This is a genomic window from Burkholderia sp. Bp8963 (assembly GCF_003854275.1).
Taxonomy (GTDB): domain Bacteria; phylum Pseudomonadota; class Gammaproteobacteria; order Burkholderiales; family Burkholderiaceae; genus Burkholderia.
In genome coordinates this window covers 119901-132420 of the sequence record NZ_QTQP01000007.1, presented here as the reverse complement: position 1 = coordinate 132420, position 12520 = coordinate 119901, and the positions used below count along the sequence as shown (strand labels likewise).

10 protein-coding genes are annotated in these 12520 nt (G+C 68.8%); 8 read left to right on the top strand and 2 right to left on the bottom strand.

What is annotated here, in order from left to right; translation table 11 throughout:
- The first annotated feature begins 250 nt into the window (after positions 1-250).
- From DID96_RS08340 to eutC, 4 genes are all read left to right on the top strand, one after another.
- Positions 251-1711, top strand: coding sequence for a mechanosensitive ion channel (locus tag DID96_RS08340; RefSeq protein WP_124598886.1), 1461 nt, complete (start codon positions 251-253; stop codon positions 1709-1711).
- Between the two features lie 197 nt (positions 1712-1908).
- On the top strand, positions 1909-3321 hold the full coding sequence (gene eat, locus DID96_RS08335; protein WP_124598885.1) for an ethanolamine permease: 1413 nt from the start codon (positions 1909-1911) through the stop codon (positions 3319-3321).
- Between the two features lie 92 nt (positions 3322-3413).
- Complete coding sequence (locus tag DID96_RS08330) at positions 3414-4811, top strand: ethanolamine ammonia-lyase subunit EutB (protein ID WP_124598884.1); 1398 nt, start codon at positions 3414-3416, stop codon at positions 4809-4811.
- Positions 4808-5605, top strand: a complete 798-nt coding sequence (gene eutC, locus DID96_RS08325) for an ethanolamine ammonia-lyase subunit EutC (protein ID WP_124598883.1) — start codon at positions 4808-4810, stop codon at positions 5603-5605. Before DID96_RS08330 ends, eutC begins: the two co-directional genes overlap by 4 nt.
- Before the next feature lie 48 nt (positions 5606-5653).
- Here the strand turns inward: eutC and DID96_RS08320 are convergent, their stop codons facing one another.
- On the bottom strand, positions 5654-6538 hold the full coding sequence (locus DID96_RS08320) for a LysR family transcriptional regulator (RefSeq protein WP_124598882.1): 885 nt from the start codon (positions 6536-6538) through the stop codon (positions 5654-5656).
- A 147-nt stretch (positions 6539-6685) separates the two neighbouring features.
- On the opposite strand from DID96_RS08320, the gene DID96_RS08315 reads away from it, so the two are divergent.
- Entirely contained in the window at positions 6686-8212 is a 1527-nt protein-coding gene (locus DID96_RS08315) for an MFS transporter (protein ID WP_124598881.1), read from the top strand.
- Here the strand turns inward: DID96_RS08315 and DID96_RS08310 are convergent.
- Positions 8209-8637, bottom strand: coding sequence for a pyridoxamine 5'-phosphate oxidase family protein (locus tag DID96_RS08310; RefSeq protein ID WP_124598880.1), 429 nt, complete (start codon positions 8635-8637; stop codon positions 8209-8211). The two genes, DID96_RS08315 and DID96_RS08310, sit on opposite strands and share 4 nt — an antisense overlap.
- 338 nt (positions 8638-8975) lie before the next feature.
- On the opposite strand from DID96_RS08310, the gene DID96_RS08305 reads away from it, so the two are divergent.
- The 3 genes from DID96_RS08305 (at position 8976) to DID96_RS08295 (ending at position 12499) form a co-directional block, all read left to right on the top strand.
- On the top strand, positions 8976-10502 hold the full coding sequence (locus DID96_RS08305; protein WP_124598879.1) for an aldehyde dehydrogenase family protein: 1527 nt from the start codon (positions 8976-8978) through the stop codon (positions 10500-10502).
- A 230-nt stretch (positions 10503-10732) separates the two neighbouring features.
- Entirely contained in the window at positions 10733-11275 is a 543-nt protein-coding gene (locus DID96_RS08300; RefSeq protein WP_124598878.1) for a hypothetical protein, read from the top strand.
- 189 nt (positions 11276-11464) lie between these two features.
- Complete coding sequence (locus DID96_RS08295) at positions 11465-12499, top strand: helix-turn-helix domain-containing protein (protein ID WP_124598877.1); 1035 nt, start codon at positions 11465-11467, stop codon at positions 12497-12499.
- The last annotated feature ends 21 nt before the right edge of the window (positions 12500-12520 follow it).

Genomic DNA, 12520 nt, shown 5'->3' with positions numbered 1-12520 from the left:
GGTGCGCTTTGATAAATCTTGCTGAGTTTTCGTCATGCAGGTGTCACGCACGACAGATCAAACCCCATTTCTTTTTTGAATTGGGGTCCCGTCCTTGTCGATCGTTGTCTAAAGTTAAAGACGGTGAAATCGGCTGAAGCCGTCATTTTTCCGGGTTAAGTTGCACGAGCGGGACAGCGCGTCATTTCGAAGTACGCAGGTAGTTCGTCGATCTTCAATCGCAACGCCACGTTTTCGGAGGGAAGAAGAAATGGATGCATCCAGCTTCATCACAACGCTGCAGACTACGCTAGGCGGGTACCTGCCGAAGATCGCCGGCGCGATCGGCATCCTGGTGATCGGCTGGCTGATCGCCGTCGTGGCGCGGGCCGGCACGCTGCGCCTGCTCGGTGCGCTGAAGGTCGATCAGCGGATCACCGAAAGCACGGGGCAAGGCGCCTACGTCGAGCGGATCATCGCCGGCGGCCTGTTCTGGCTCGTGCTGCTCGTCACCGCGGTGGGCATCTTCAACGTGCTCAACCTGTATGCGGTGTCGAATCCGTTTTCGCTGCTCGTCACCCATATCGTCAACTACCTGCCGAACCTGATCGGCGGCGCGGCGCTCACGCTGATCGCGTGGCTGATCGCGTCGCTGTTGCGCAGCCTCGCGAACCGCTCGCTGAAAGCCTGCAAGGTCGACGACAAGCTGACCGAAAGTGCGGGCATGCAGCCGATGAGCGGCTATCTCGGCGATGTGCTGTTCTGGCTCGTGATCCTGATGTTCCTGCCGGCGATCCTGTCCGCATTCTCGCTGTCGGGGCTGCTGTCGCCGGTGCAGGCGATGGTCGACAAGCTGCTCGCGATCGTGCCGAACCTGTTCGCGGCGGCGGTGATCGGCGTGGTCGGCTGGATCGTCGCGCGGGTGCTGCGCGGGCTCGTTACGAACCTGCTGATCGCGGCCGGCGCGGACAAGCTCACCGAGCGCCTCGACAGCCCGACGCCCGTGCGCGTGTCGAGCTTCGTCGGCATGGTCGTCTACGTGTTCGTGTTCGTGCCGACGCTGATCTCCGCGCTCGACGCGCTGAAGATCGACGCGATCTCCGGCCCCGCGACCAACATGCTGAACCAGTTCCTGTCCGCGGTGCCGGATATCGTCGCGGCGCTCGTGATCGTGCTCGTCACGTTCTACTTCGCGCGCTTCGTCGCCGGGCTCGCGCAGAAGCTGCTGGTCGCGGCGGGCGTCGACGGGCTGCCGAAGGTGCTCGGTGTCGAGCCCGTGTTCTCGGGCATGCTGCAGCCGTCGGTGCTGGCCGCGCGGCTGATCGTGTTCTTCGCGATGCTGTTCGCCGCGGTCGAGGCCGCGAACCGGCTCGGCTTCTCGCAGGTGCGCGACGTGGTCACGCTGTTCATCGAGTTCGGCGGCCACGTGCTGATGGGCGGCGTGATCCTCGTGATCGGCTTCTGGCTCGCGGGCCTCGCGCGCCGCGTGATCCAGCAGGCGGACACGCAGCACAGCGTGCTGTTCGCGCGCATCGCGCAGTTCGCGATCCTCGGCCTCGTGTTCGCGATGGGGCTGCGCGCGATGGGCATCGCGAACGAGATCGTGCAGCTCGCGTTCGGCCTCGTGCTCGGCGCGATCGCGGTGGCGGTCGCGCTGTCGTTCGGGCTCGGCGGCCGCGAGGCGGCCGGCAAAGTGCTCGACCGCTGGTTCAACCAGCGCGGCGGCGAGTAAGCCGCACAGCCAATGGCGAGCCGCGCGGCCGTTTCCGTAAGCGAAACGTCAGCGCGGACCTTTGCCGAATTTCGATAACACGTCGTTTAATGACTCACTAGCATCGATTCTCAGTCGTACAGACCGACCCGGCGGACAAGCCCCCCGCGGCATGCCGCCGGACGGACACGCGGTCTGGCGCCCTTGAGGAGAAACCGATGAAAGCAGAGTCGAATGGCCGGCCCGCCGCCGGCGGCAAGTCGTCCGGCCAGCCCGCGCTGCAGCAGACGCTCGGGACCTGGCAGCTGTGGGGCATCGCAGTCGGCCTCGTGATTTCCGGCGAGTACTTCGGCTGGAGCTATGGCTGGGCGAGTGCGGGAACGCTGGGCTTCGTCGTCACCGCGCTGTTCGTCGCGGCGATGTACACGACCTTCATCTTCAGCTTTACCGAGCTGACCACGTCGATTCCGCATGCGGGCGGCCCGTTCGCATATGCGCGCCGCGCGTTCGGCCCGACGGGCGGCTTTCTCGCAGGCGCGGCGACGCTCGTCGAGTTCGTGTTCGCGCCGCCCGCGATCGCGCTCGCGATCGGTGCGTATCTGCACGTGCAGTTTCCGGGGCTCGAGCCGAAGCACGCGGCGATGGGTGCGTATCTCGTGTTCATGGCGCTGAACATCGTCGGCGTGCAGATTGCCGCGACCTTCGAGCTCGTCGTCACGGTCCTCGCGATCTTCGAGTTGCTGGTGTTCATGGGCGTCGTGTCGCCGGGCTTCGCGTGGAGCAACTTCATGAAGGGCGGCTGGTCCGGCGCCGATCACTTCAGCGTCGGCGCATTCCACGGGATGTTCGCGGCGATCCCGTTCGCGATCTGGTTCTTCCTCGCGATCGAAGGCGTCGCGATGGCCGCCGAAGAGGCGAAGAACCCGAAGCGCTCGATTCCGATCGCGTATGTCGCCGGCATCCTGACGCTCGTCGCGCTCGCGATCGGCGTGATGGTGTTCGCCGGCGGCGCGGGCGACTGGACCAAGCTCGCGAACATCAACGACCCGCTGCCGCAGGCGATGAAGTACATCGTCGGCGCGAACAGCGGCTGGATGCACATGCTCGTGTGGCTCGGCCTGTTCGGCCTCGTCGCGTCGTTCCACGGGATCATCCTCGGCTATTCGCGCCAGATCTTCGCGCTGGCCCGCGAAGGCTACCTGCCCGAATGGCTCGCGAAGGTGCATCCGCGTTTCAAGACGCCTTACCGCGCGATCCTCGCGGGCGGCGTGGTCGGCATCGCGGCGATCTACAGCGACGAGCTGATCCAGTTCGGCGGCCAGACGCTCACCGCGAACATCGTCACGATGTCGGTGTTCGGCGCGATCGTGATGTATATCGTCAGCATGGCCGCGCTGTTCAAGCTGCGCCGCTCGCAGCCGAACATGGCCCGGCCGTTCCGCGCGCCGCTGTATCCGTTCTTCCCGGCGTTCGCGATCGCCGCCGCGCTCGTCTGCCTCGGTACGATGGTGTACTTCAACGGGCTGGTCGCGATGGTGTTCGTCGCGTTCCTCGCGCTCGGCTACGCGTACTTCCTCGCGACCCGCGCGCAGCGTGCGGATGCGCCGGGCGACGCGCTGCTGGAAGAATGAACGTGAAGGGCCGGTGAACGTACTGTTCATGCGGCATCCGGCGCGCCCGCTGCAGTGGGGCGCGCCGTCGGTTTGGCAAGGAGACTCGCAGAATGTCCTACACGGAGACGATCGGTCCGCGCACCTACCGCTTCGCGGACCTGAAGACGCTGCTCGCGAAGGCGAGCCCGCTGCGCTCCGGCGACCAGCTCGCCGGCGTCGCGGCGGCGAGCGAGGAGGAGCGCGTCGCCGCGAAGATCGCGCTCGCGGGCGTGCCGCTCAAGGCGTTCCTGAGCGAAGCGCTGATTCCGTATGAAGACGACGAGGTCACGCGGCTGATCGTCGACGATCACGACGCGCAGGCCTTCGCGGAGATCTCGCACCTGACGGTCGGCGACTTCCGCAACTGGCTGCTGTCGCCCGCGGCCGACGGCGCCGCGCTCGAGCGGATCGCGCCGGGCCTCACGCCGGAGATGGTCGCGGCCGTGTCGAAGCTGATGCGCAACCAGGATCTGATCGCGGCCGCGAGAAAGCGCCGCGTCGTCACGCGCTTTCGCAACACGGTCGGCCTGCCGGGCCGGATGTCGGTGCGGCTGCAGCCGAACCACCCGACCGACGACGTGAAGGGGATCGCCGCGTCGATGCTCGACGGGCTGATGTATGGCTGCGGCGACGCGATGATCGGCATCAACCCGGCGACCGACAGCCTCGCCGCGATCGTGAAGCTGCTCGCGATGATCGACGGCTTCCGCGAGCGCTACCGCGTGCCGACGCAGTCGTGCGTGCTCACGCACGTGACCAACACGATCGCGGCAGTCGAGAAGGGCGCGCCGGTGGACCTCGTGTTCCAGTCGATCGCGGGCACCGAGAAGGCGAACGCGAGCTTCGGGATCTCGCTCGCGCTGCTCGGCGAGGCCCGCGAGGCCGCGCTGTCGCTGAAGCGCGGCACCGTCGGCAACAACCTGATGTATTTCGAGACGGGCCAGGGCAGCGCGCTGTCGGCGAACGCGCACCACGGCGTCGACCAGCAGACCTGCGAGGTGCGCGCGTACGCGGTCGCGCGCAAGTTCGAGCCGTTCCTCGTGAACACGGTGGTCGGGTTCATCGGGCCCGAATACCTGTACGACGGCAAGCAGATCATCCGCGCGGGGCTCGAGGATCACTTCTGCGGGAAGCTGCTCGGCGTGCCGATGGGCTGCGACATCTGCTACACGAACCACGCGGAAGCGGACCAGGACGACATGGACACGCTGCTGACGCTGCTCGGTGCGGCGGGCATCAACTTCATCATGGGGATTCCGGGCGCGGACGACGTGATGCTGAACTACCAGAGCACGTCGTTCCACGACCAGCTGTACGTGCGCGAGGTGCTCGGCCTGCGCCGTGCGCCCGAGTTCGAGGAATGGCTGGAGACGATGGAGATCGCCGACGCGCACGGCGCGCTGCGCGCCGCGTCGGCCCGCGTGCCGCTGCTGGCCGGCGCGAACGACTGGATGGGGCTGTCAACATGAGCGATGCCGTCGAAAAGAATCCGTGGGGTCAACTGAAGGCGTTCACGAACGCGCGGATCGCGCTCGGCCGCGCGGGCAACGGCCTGCCGACCGCGCCGCTGCTCGCGTTCAACCTGTCACACGCGCAGGCGCGCGACGCCGTGCATCAGCCGCTCGACGCCGATGCGTTGCGGCGCGAGATCGAGGCGGCGGGACTGCCGACGCTCGGCGTGCAGAGCGCGGCGCCGGACCGCCAGCACTATCTGCGCCGGCCGGATCTCGGCCGCAAGCTGTCAGACGACAGCCGCGGGCTGCTCGCAGGCTACGGCGCGGCGCTCGACGATGCGCCCGACATCGTGTTCGTGGTCGGCGACGGGCTGTCCGCGTTCGCCGCCGCGAAGCAGGCGCTGCCGCTGTTGCAGGCGGTGCGGCCGCGGCTCGACGCGGATGGCTGGCGGATCGGGCCGGTGGTCGTCGCGCGGCAGGCGCGCGTCGCGCTCGGCGACGAGATCGGCGAGCTGCTGCGTGCATCGCTCGTCGCGATGCTGATCGGCGAGCGGCCGGGGCTGAGTTCGCCGGACAGTCTTGGCGTTTATCTCACGTGGGCGCCGAAGGTCGGCTGCCACGACGCGCTGCGCAACTGCATCTCGAACGTGCGGCCGGAAGGGCTGCCGTACGACGCGGCCGCGCACAAGCTGCACTACCTGATCACGCATGCGCGCCGGCTCGGGCTGACGGGCGTCGGGCTGAAGGACGACAGCGACGCACTGCTGCCGGACGTGGAAAAGGACATGGAGCACATCGGCGCGACGTGACGGCGAAGCGCCGCGCACGATGTCCGTCGGCCTGGCGGCGCCGCCTCGCTACTTGAACAGCCGCTCGCACAGAAAATCGACGAACACCCTGAGCTTCGGCGACAGTTGCCGGCTCGACGGCCAGACGATCGAGAACTGCCCGGGCGCGATCCGGTAGTCGTCGAGCACCGTGACGAGCGCGCCGTGCTCGAGCGCGTCGCGCGCGAGGAAGTCGGGCATGTAGCCGATGCCGAGGCCCGCGAGCACCGCGCCGCGCAGTGCCTCCATGTTGTTGCAGGTCATCGCGGTGCGCAGTTTCAGCGGCGTGCCGTCGTCGGCCGCGAGCGCCCAGTCCTGCAGCTTGCCCGTCGTCGGGAAGCAGTAGCGCACGCAGTCGTGCGCGTCCAGGTCGCGCGGCACGCGCGGCGTGCCGGCCCGCGCGAGATACGCGGGCGTTGCGCACAGCACGAACCCGAACGGGCCGAGCCGTCGCGACATCAGGCTCGAATCCGGCAGCGGGCCGCTGCGGATCACCGCGTCGAAGCCGCCTTCGACGACGTCCACCATCCTGTCGTTGAAATCGAGATCCAGCTCGACGTCCGGATAGCGCTGCCGGAACTCGGGCAGCACCGGCAGCAGGAACCGGTAGCCGATCACGGGCAGGCTGACGCGCAGCTTGCCGCGCGGCCGCTGCGCGGACTCGGTCACCAGCGCCTGCGCGTCGCGGAAATCCTCGAGGATGCGCTGGCAGCGCTCGTAGAAGTGCCGCCCTTCGTCGGTGAGCGTCACGCGGCGCGTCGTGCGGTGGAACAGGCGCACGCCGAGCGACTGTTCGAGCCGCGCGATCGTCTTGCCGACCGCCGACGCCGAAATGCCGAGCGTGCGGCCCGCCGCGACGAAGCTCAGCGTATCCGCAGCGCGGACGAACGCGACGATCCCGTTCAGGTTGTGCATCGATGCTCCGGTCGTGGCGCGCGCCATTGAGATTCAGGAATTCTAGTCCGCTATATCCGGAGTTCGACGTGGTTTTTCCCGGATTGAATCGGATTTATCTTCTGTCGCTCTGACGGCGCGCTCGCGCCGGGCTTTCGAGGAGCGATGATGGATCACACGTTTTCCGCAGCGTCGACGCGCCGCCGCACGTTCGTGCTGGCCGCCGTGTGCATGGCCGCCGTCGCGCTGCCGCTCGCGTTTTCCGGCGGCGCGGTCGCGACGCCCGCGATCGGTCGCGACCTGCACGGCGGGCCGGTTGCGCTGAACTGGATCACCAACGCGTTCATGCTCGCGTTCGGCAGCTTTCTGATGGCGGCGGGCGCGCTGGCCGACCAGTTCGGCCGCAAGCGCGTGTTCGCGATCGGCGTCGGCGGCTTCACGCTGCTGTCGGTCGCGCTTGCGTTCGCACCGTCGATGCTCGCAGTCGACCTGCTGCGCGCCGCACAAGGCCTGGCCGCGGCGGCCGCGCTCGCGGGCGGCACCGCGGCGCTCGCGCAGGAGTTCGACGGCGCGGCGCGCACGCGCGCGTTCAGCCTGCTCGGCACGACATTCGGCATCGGCCTCGCGTTCGGGCCCGTGCTCGCCGGCTGCCTGATCGAGCGCTACGGCTGGCGCGCGATCTTCGTGACGGGCGCGGTGGCCGGTGCGCTGTCGCTCGGGTTCGGGCTGCCGCGCATGCAGGAGTCGCGCGACCCGCATGCGACGGGGCTCGACTGGCGGGGCACCGCCGCGTTCACGGCCGCGCTGACGCTGTTCACGTTCGGCGTGATCGAGGCGCCGGCGCGCGGCTGGACGAGCCCGCTCGTGGTCGGGCTGCTCGCCGGCGCGGCGCTGGGCGCGAGCGCGTTCGTCGCGATCGAGACGCGCGTCGCACGGCCGATGCTCGACCTGTCGCTGTTCCGCATTCCGCGCTTCGTCGGCGTGCAGGTGCTGCCGGTGTCGACCTGCTGTTGCTACATCGTGCTGCTCGTCGTGCTGCCGCTGCGCTTCATCGGCATCGATGGCTTCAGCGAGGTCGGCGCGGGCGGGCTGATGCTCGCGATCTCCGCGCCGATGCTGGTCGTGCCGCTGGTCGCCGCGACGCTCACGCGCTGGCTGTCGGCCGGCGTGATTGCCGGGCTGGGGCTCGTCGTCGCGGCGGCGGGGCTCGTGTGGCTGGGCGTCGCGCTGCGGGGCGGCGCGGGGCCGGCGGCGATCGCGCCGATGCTCGCGATCGGCGTCGGGGCCGGGATGCCGTGGGGGCTGATGGACGGGCTCTCGGTCAGCGTCGTGCCGAAGGAGCGCGCGGGGATGGCGACCGGGATCTTCAGCACGACGCGCGTGGCCGGTGAGGGGGTCGCGCTCGCGATCGCCGGCGCAGTGCTCGCGGCGCTCGCGCGAGCGGGGCTGCAGGCGGCGTCCGTGGCGGGCGCCGCGCCCGACGCGCTGGCCCGGGCGGCCGCGCGGCTCGCGACGGGCGATCTGGCGGGCGCGCAGGCCGCGTTGCCGGACGCCGGGCGCGAGGTGCTGCTCGCGAGCTACACGCATGCGTTCGACCATCTGCTGATCGCGCTGGCCGTCATCACGCTGCTGTGCGCGGCAGTCGTGTTCGTGTTCCTTGGGGGCCGCCGCGAGATCCGGGCGAACGCAGCCTAAGCGGGAACGAGGAGCGGCAGCGTATCGTCCGCCCGTCGATGCGCGCCGTCGACCGACACGACGACATAGCGCTGCGCGGCCGGCCAGACGTGCGCCCAGCGGCGCGCGTCCTCGTCGACAGTCGCGCGGCCCTGCACGAGCCACGTCGTTTTGAGCGGGAAGTCGACGAACAGCAGCGCGATGCCCGGATTCACGAGCAGGTTGCCGATCGTGTTGAACAGGTTGTTGCCCGCGAAATCGGGCAGCACGAGCGTGCCGGGGTCGGGCACGTCGACGAGCGGCTCGAACGTGCCGTCGCCGCGCGGCTGCCGCCCGCGGTACGAGCAATCGCTGTCGCCGGCCGCATTCGCGGTCGCGACGATCAGGAACGCCTGCTCGCGGATGAACGCGATGGCGTCGGCGGACAGCGGGCCGTGACGATTCATGGGCAGGCTCGGTGCGAAGGGGGGGAAGGGGGCAAGTCCTCCGGACACGCAAACGACATGCCACGGCCCGCGCCGCACAATCGGGTGTCGCGGGGTGCCGCGGGTGCCGCGCGCACGTGCGAAGCCGCCGGCGCTGTGAAAAATTCGAACGACCCGTTACGCGGCGGCGCAATCCCGGTGTTCAAATCTGGCGCAGTCACCTGTTCCGCAGCCACGCGCCGCACTGCATGCGGCCATGCCGGCCGCATCGGCTCGCTTTGGCATGCATGTTGCGTAAAGCATCACGCGCAACCAACCGGCGCTGCATTCCGACAAGCATGATGAACAGGAGACATCAGATGAACCCGTTTGACCTGAAACAACTGGGCCTCGACGTCGAATATCCGTACCGTCCGCAGTACGACAACTACATCGGCGGCAAGTGGGTGCCTCCGGTCAAGGGCGAGTACTTCGAGAACGTGTCGCCGATCAACGGCCAGCCGTTCTGCCGCGTGCCGCGCTCGAGCGCCGACGACATCGAGGTCGCGCTCGATGCCGCGCACGCCGCGCGCCGCAAGTGGGGCAAGGCGTCCGTGACCGAGCGCGCGAACCTGCTGCTCGCCGCGGCCGACCGGATGGAAAAGAACCTGAAGCTGCTCGCCGTCGCGGAAACGATCGACAACGGCAAGCCGCTGCGCGAGACGATGGCCGCCGACCTGCCGCTCGCGGTCGACCACTTCCGCTATTTCGCGGGCTGCATCCGCGCGCAGGAAGGCGGAATCTCCGAAATCGACGACAACACGGTCGCGTACCACTTCCACGAGCCGCTCGGTGTCGTCGGCCAGATCATCCCGTGGAACTTCCCGCTGCTGATGGCCGCGTGGAAGCTCGCGCCGGCGCTCGCGGCCGGCTGCTGCATCGTGATGAAGCCGGCCGAGCAGACGCCCGCGTCGGTGCTCGTGCTGATGGAGCTGATCGGCGACCTGTTCCCGCCGGGCGTGATCAACATCGTGAACGGCTTCGGCAAGGAAGCCGGCGAAGCGCTCGCGACGAGCAAGCGCATCGCGAAGATCGCGTTCACGGGCTCGACGCCGGTCGGCAAGCACATCCTGCAATCGGCTGCGGAGAACCTGATCCCGTCGACGGTCGAGCTGGGCGGCAAGAGCCCGAACATCTTCTTTGCCGACGTGCTCGACCAGGATGACGCGTTCCTCGACAAGACGCTCGAAGGGCTCGCGATGTTCGCGCTGAACCAGGGCGAGGTCTGCACGTGCCCGTCGCGCGTGCTGATCCAGGAATCGATCTACGAGCGCTTCATCGAGAAGGCCGTCGCGCGCGTCGAACGCATCAAGGCCGGCCACCCGCTCGACCCGCAGACGATGATCGGCGCGCAGGCGTCGAAGCAGCAGCTCGACAAGATCCTGTCGTACATCGACATCGGCCGCGGCGAAGGCGCGCAATGCCTGACGGGCGGCGAGCGCACGGCGCCGGCCGCCGACCTTGGCGCCGGCTTCTACGTCAAGCCGACGATGCTGCTCGGCAACAACAAGATGCGTGTGTTCCAGGAAGAGATCTTCGGACCGGTTGCGTCGGTGATGACGTTCAAGGACGAGCAGGAAGCGATCGAACTCGCGAACGACACGTTCTTCGGCCTCGGTGCGGGCGTATGGACGCGCAACGGCACGCGCGCGTACCGGATGGGCCGCGAGATCGAGGCCGGCCGCGTGTGGACCAATTGCTACCACCTGTATCCCGCGCATGCGGCGTTCGGCGGGTACAAACAGTCCGGCATCGGCCGCGAGACGCACAAGATGGCGCTGTCGAACTATCAGCAGACCAAGTGCCTGCTCGTCAGCTACCAGGCCGAGGCGCTCGGGTTCTTCTGATCGACGCTTGGGTTGCAGCACGGGCCGGACCGCGGGGGCGCGGGTTGTCGGTCGGCACCGGCACCGGTGGCTGTTTCACCGGTGCCGGTGCCGACGGCAACACCGCTTCGGCGGTCCGGCGCCGTCGTTTTGGGGCCGCAGCACGTGCGACAACCGCTGGCGCTGGCGGGTGCGATGTCGCCGGCAGGCGGTGTGGCAGCCTGCGCTGATCCGACTCGCGAGGAGCCGACATGGCGGAACCGATTCGACCGACTTCCCGGCATCCGGTCTTTCACGACGGCGAACTCGACGCGCATCGCCGGTTTGGCGTCGCGGACGAAGCCGAGCGCATGAGCGACGTCGTCACGACGCGGGTGAGCATCGGCGTGCGGCAATTCATCGAGACGCAACCGTTCATGTTCGTCGGCACCGGATGCGGCGGCCATGCGAGCGTGACCTGCGACATCGTGCAGTCGATGCGCGACGCGAACGGCGAATGGCTGCCGGTCGTCAGGGTGCTCGACACGAAGACGCTGCGGTTCGCGTTGCCGCGTGCGGCCGGGCCGGACGCGCGGATCGACGCGGCGCGATGCGATGGCAACGGGGTCGGGCTGCTGTTCGTCGATTTCCTGCGCGGGATCCGGTACCGGATCAATGGCCGGGCGGTCGTGCGCAACGATCTGTCGGACGGCGACACGGCGCCGTGGCCGGCGGGCTCTCCGCTCGTCGAGCTGACGGTCGCGCAGGCATACGGCAATTGCGGCACGCGCGTCGTTCGGTTGCGGCACACCTGACGTGCGGACCCTGCGAAGGCCGCACCAGCCGGGTGCAGGCGGCGCGCCATCCCGATCGGCACGCATTGCGCGACCGTGCGCATCGTCGTTGAATGACGGGCTTTGCGCCGGATCGCACGCGCAAGGCTCGCGATTCGGCACGGGACTTGCGTGATCGACGCAGTTCCGCGCGGGTTGAAGGAGAAACGGATGAGCGAACGAGTGGATGGCACCGGCGAACCGACGGCCGAAGACACGTGCCGCAACGCGCACGGCGACGACGCGTCGGCCGGGCAGGCCGTCGTCAGCGTCGCGCATGACGCCGACGAGCAGGCGCGCAACCTGATCGGCTGGCGGCAGACCTACGACCAGCTCGCGGCGGGCCGCTTCGTCGGCACGCTGACCGAGCTGCCGCTCGACACGATGAAGCTGTTCCGCGAATCGACGAGCCACCTGCTGCGCCAGGCGTGCGAGGTGCGCGGCGATGCGTACTGGTTCGGCATTCCGCTCGTGCGCGACGGCGCGGCGCGCGTCGACGCGTGCCGGATCGAGGCCGGCGCGCTCGCGTTCCGGCCCGGCAATGTCGAATTCGAATTGCTGACGCCCGCCCAGTTCTCGATCTACGGCGTCGTCGTGCGCGGCGACGTGCTGCGCCGCTACGCGGAGCAGGTCGAGCATTGCGGGCTCGACGAGCGCCTGCCGACGCAGACCGTGATGCAGGTCGGCGAGGCGCGGCTCACGCACCTGTGCGCGCTGCTCGGGCGCCGGCTCGACGACGCGGCCGCCGCCACGGCGCCGCTGTGCGACCCGCAGCGCAACGACCTGCAGGCCGACGTGCTCGCCGCGCTGTTCGACGTGTGCGCGCTGCCCGCCGACGGCGCATCTGGGGCCTCGCTCGCGAAGCGGCGCTGGATCGTCGAGCAGGCGCGCGAGTACGTGCTCGCGCATCGCACGCGCCCGGTCGGCGTGCCCGAGCTGTGCGAACAGCTGCACGTGAGCCGCCGCACGCTGCAGTACTGCTTCCACGACGTGCTCGGGATGGCGCCCGCGACCTATCTGCGCACGCTGCGGCTGAACGGCGCGCGACGCGACCTGTGCGGCCGCGCGGTCGGGTCGGTGCAGGACGTCGCCGAGGCGTGGGGCTTCTGGCACCTGAGCCAGTTCGCGACCGACTACCGGCGGATGTTCGGCAAGCGGCCGTCGGAGACGCTGCGCGACAGCGTGACGATGGTCGCGGTCGGGTGATGCCGTTCGACGCTGGCCTGT

What these genes read in the sequence shown, in the direction of transcription:
- DID96_RS08310 (WP_124598880.1), bottom strand. Translation starts at nt 8,637, where the DNA reads ATGAATCGTCACGGCCCGCTGTCCGCCGACGCCATCGCGTTCATCCGC.
- DID96_RS08300 (WP_124598878.1), top strand. Translation starts at nt 10,733, where the DNA reads ATGGCGGAACCGATTCGACCGACTTCCCGGCATCCGGTCTTTCACGAC.
- DID96_RS08340 (WP_124598886.1), top strand. Translation starts at nt 251, where the DNA reads ATGGATGCATCCAGCTTCATCACAACGCTGCAGACTACGCTAGGCGGG.
- DID96_RS08330 (WP_124598884.1), top strand. Translation starts at nt 3,414, where the DNA reads ATGTCCTACACGGAGACGATCGGTCCGCGCACCTACCGCTTCGCGGAC.
- DID96_RS08305 (WP_124598879.1), top strand. Translation starts at nt 8,976, where the DNA reads ATGAACCCGTTTGACCTGAAACAACTGGGCCTCGACGTCGAATATCCG.
- DID96_RS08315 (WP_124598881.1), top strand. Translation starts at nt 6,686, where the DNA reads ATGGATCACACGTTTTCCGCAGCGTCGACGCGCCGCCGCACGTTCGTG.
- eat (WP_124598885.1), top strand. Translation starts at nt 1,909, where the DNA reads ATGAAAGCAGAGTCGAATGGCCGGCCCGCCGCCGGCGGCAAGTCGTCC.
- DID96_RS08295 (WP_124598877.1), top strand. Translation starts at nt 11,465, where the DNA reads ATGAGCGAACGAGTGGATGGCACCGGCGAACCGACGGCCGAAGACACG.
- DID96_RS08320 (WP_124598882.1), bottom strand. Translation starts at nt 6,538, where the DNA reads ATGCACAACCTGAACGGGATCGTCGCGTTCGTCCGCGCTGCGGATACG.
- eutC (WP_124598883.1), top strand. Translation starts at nt 4,808, where the DNA reads ATGAGCGATGCCGTCGAAAAGAATCCGTGGGGTCAACTGAAGGCGTTC.